The following is a 3,468-nucleotide window of genomic DNA, read 5'->3' as shown; positions in this document are numbered from 1 at the left end:
TTGTGGTTAATGAATAATCGTCCTAGGAAATGCTTAGATTACCAAACACCTTTGGAAGTATTTTTACACGAACTCTTATTAATTGAGTAAATAAAAAATTGTCGCAATAATTATTGCAATTCAACAATTAAATAAAATACCGAGGTGCTTTTATGAATAAAAAATATTTAAATTACTCATTACTTGCTCTGATACCCTTTTTGATTATTATTGCAATTGTTATATTCAATATGAATGCCATTCAACATCTGGATAATCTTATTACGCTTGAAATTGTTTCTTGGCGGACACCCCTATTAAGTTCATTCTTTAATGCCGTAACAATTCTTGCGAATCCAATGAGTGTCGTTTCGACGGTCGTTATTTTGATGGTGATTGCTTACCTTTTAACTAAGAGAATCGATTTACCACTATGGATCTTAATTACAAATGCGATTGGGAGTTTGGCATTGAATCCACTGGTTAAAAATATTGTTCAACGAAGTCGTCCAAATGAAGCGATTCGAATGGTGAAAGAAAGTAGTTATTCTTTCCCGAGTGGTCATGCGTTTTCTTCGATGGTTGCTTTTGGTTGCGTCATTGTGTTACTCATTCTGTCCCTCAAACCAAGCGTGTTTCGTCGTATTCTGATTGTATTCGCCTTTTTAATTGTTTTATTCATCGGTTTTAGCCGAATTTTCCTTGGAGTACATTATTTTAGTGATGTATTGGCTGGTTTTTCTTTTGGCTTATTCTGGTTGTTGCTGTCACTTAGCTTTTTTCTGGCAAGAAGACCAGAGATTAAAGCTAAAAAGTAAATGCGACAAGGTTGTATAGTATAATTATGCACAAAAAATCCTCGGATATTCTCCGAGGATTTTTTTATAGCCGATATGAATCTGCTTCTGGAATTTGAGTAGGTGAAACAAAGACGTAACCTTGCTCTTTTAAGTGAGGTATGAGTGTTTTAATTGCCTCGGTGGTTGATAATTGAGTGTCATGCATTAAGATAATTGATCGATGTTGTAAGTGATTAGCAATATGCTCATTAGTTATTTGTTCATCTTTACTTAACCAGTCTTCTGAATCAACATTCCAATATATAGGTTCCATATTTGGGTAAAGTTTCAACATTTTCTGTCGACCATTACCATAAGGCGAGCGGTAGATATTCGGCGTTACGCCTGTAGCATCCGCAATGATTTCTTGTGTGATCTCAGTCTCGTGTTCAACGTCTCCTATATTTAATAAATCAAAATTTGCGTGTGAATAGGAATGGTTTCCAATTTGATGCCCTGCTTCAACCACTGCTCTGGCAATATCTGGATTGGCCTCGACTGATCGCCCTAAAAAGAAAAAGGTGGCTGTAACATCATGTTCGTCCAAGACTTCTAGGATCTCTAAGGTATTCTCAGTAGGGCCATCATCAAAGGTAAGAGCAACTAACGGCCGCTCGTCAATGGGAGAGCCCGTTAAAGGGGCAGATAAACCACGTGAATTAAAAATCGCTTCTGTGATTGCCTGATTGGATTCAAGTAATTCAGTATGTTCAACTAAATCTTCGCCGTAAATTCGGCATTTTTCCATATACTTATCAATCACTGCTTTAGTTTGTGGATGTTTTTGGTTTTTTAAAAGCACTTCTTCCACTTTAGAAAAAGCTTGAATTTCTTGTTCTAAAGAGGCTGAATGGACTTCTTCAGATAAGTGTTGAATCTGGTCACTTGCTGTTTCGATTTCATTAAAGGTTGTTAGAATCTGATCATAATGAGAGTAGATTGTTTCTGTGAGAGCATCTTCATCGGAAAAAGGTAATTGCTCTTTTTGTTCGGCTACTAATTGGGGCGTCACTGCTTCATTTAAAGGAAGCCCTTCTTTAATTTGTTCACCGATAATAATTGGTTCATCACTTTGGTAAAGCTCAGATAAGTTGGCGATTGCCACTTGCTTATCCTCTGCTAATTTTACTAGATGTTGAAGCCTGTTTCCTTGAACGCCTCCAACTTCTTTAGCGGTCACTTCAGCATTTTTTATTAGTTCTGGAGATATTTTTGGGTTCAAATACGTATTTCCCTCATCTAAATACAAGTCTTGTATGGCATTTGTCGCCAAATCAATACTTTGCACTTGTTGCTGATGATGTCTAGCAAATAATGCCGTCATTAAAACCGCAAAAATAACTGTCCCAATACTAATTAGCGTTGTTTGTGATTTTGTATCCATGTCTTTCAAATTCAGTCTCATTCAACTACAACTCCTTTAATGCGATAATTCAATTGTAACAGAGATAGTCTTTTTTTCAGGTATTATTTAAAATTTTAACAATTAATTCACATTTGAAGTTGAGTCCTTTCCAAGTAGTTGTTATTCATAAAAACGAGCGGTATAGTATATACATAAATTTTCTAAAAGGAAGAGATAAAATGAAAGATGTCATGATTATTGCAAATCCATCTTCTGGACAAAAACAAGCAGAAGACTATGCTCAACAAGCGAAAGAAATCCTTGAAGCAAATGGACGTTTTGCAACAATAAATATAACAGAATCCGGCGATGATGTTGTCAAATTCGCTCAAGAAGCTGCGCGCGAAACATATAATACTATCGTTATTTTAGGTGGTGACGGAACGGTTTCACTTCTTGCCTCGAGTCTTAAAGATGAAGATTATCGGCCAGAGATTGCCATTTTGCCGACTGGAACGGTAAATAATGTTGCACGTGCGTTAAATATCGAAATAAACTTGGATAAAGCTGTTAAGGATTTACCAAACCTTACTCCACAATCCATTGATGCAGGGCTTGTGAATGATCAAGTTTTCTTAAGTTTAGTTTCCACGGGAACAATTCCTGAAAGTGTCTTCGAAGTAAATGAAGAAGAGAAGGAACGCTTAGGTCCTGTCGCTTACTTAGTTGAAGGAATTCAAGCGTTAAACGAGCAAAAGAGTTACCGTTTCAGCTTAAATATTGATAATAAAGTCGATGAATTTGAATTAGATTTATTATTAATTGGCGTATCTAGTAGTGTGGTTGGTTTAACTAACTTCTTCAAAGATGCAAGCTATAATGATGGTAAATTACACATCTTTGGTTTAAAGAAAACGACTTTAGGAGATAGAGTTGGAAGTATTGCTAACTGGATCTTCGATACTGAGAAAGTTCAAAACAACGGTGTGTTAACGGTAGATGCCAAAAATATCAAGATCGAATTACTTAATCAAGATGGTAGTACACATGTGGCCGTTGATGGAGATAAAGGTCCTTCTTTCCCGGTGGAAATTAGCGTCTTACCTAACTATATCAATGTGCTAACTCCTAAACAAAAATAATCCGGATTCATTATTTAAATTAGATCTATAATAGGCAATCGAGTAGGAGACTAGCCATTATTTGACTAGTCGACCTCTCACACCACCGTGCGTACGGTTCCGTACACGGCGGTTCAATACCTTGCGTAAGCAGACTCTACCAATTCGCTTAGTGGAACTAAGC

The 3,468-nt window shown here is 36.5% G+C and carries 3 protein-coding genes; 2 read left to right on the top strand and 1 reads right to left on the bottom strand.

The annotated features are described in order from the left end of the window. Positions 1-152: 152 nt before the first annotated feature. Positions 153-797: a phosphatase PAP2 family protein gene (locus ACEN4N_RS11190; RefSeq protein ID WP_407094249.1), complete on the top strand. Its 645-nt coding sequence runs from the start codon at positions 153-155 to the stop codon at positions 795-797. Between the two features lie 64 nt (positions 798-861). Here the strand turns inward: ACEN4N_RS11190 and ACEN4N_RS11185 are convergent, their stop codons facing one another. Further along, complete coding sequence (locus tag ACEN4N_RS11185; RefSeq protein WP_407090482.1) at positions 862-2,223, bottom strand: polysaccharide deacetylase family protein; 1,362 nt, start codon at positions 2,221-2,223, stop codon at positions 862-864. 179 nt (positions 2,224-2,402) lie between these two features. Here ACEN4N_RS11185 and ACEN4N_RS11180 point away from each other — a divergent pair, with 179 nt between their 5' ends. Continuing rightward, positions 2,403-3,305: a diacylglycerol/lipid kinase family protein gene (locus ACEN4N_RS11180; protein ID WP_407094248.1), complete on the top strand. Its 903-nt coding sequence runs from the start codon at positions 2,403-2,405 to the stop codon at positions 3,303-3,305. The last annotated feature ends 163 nt before the right edge of the window (positions 3,306-3,468 follow it).

This window comes from Ruoffia sp. FAM 20857 (assembly GCF_045528645.1).
Taxonomy (GTDB): Bacteria; Bacillota; Bacilli; order Lactobacillales; family Aerococcaceae; genus Ruoffia; species Ruoffia halotolerans.
This window is presented reverse-complemented; position numbering and strand designations above follow the sequence as displayed.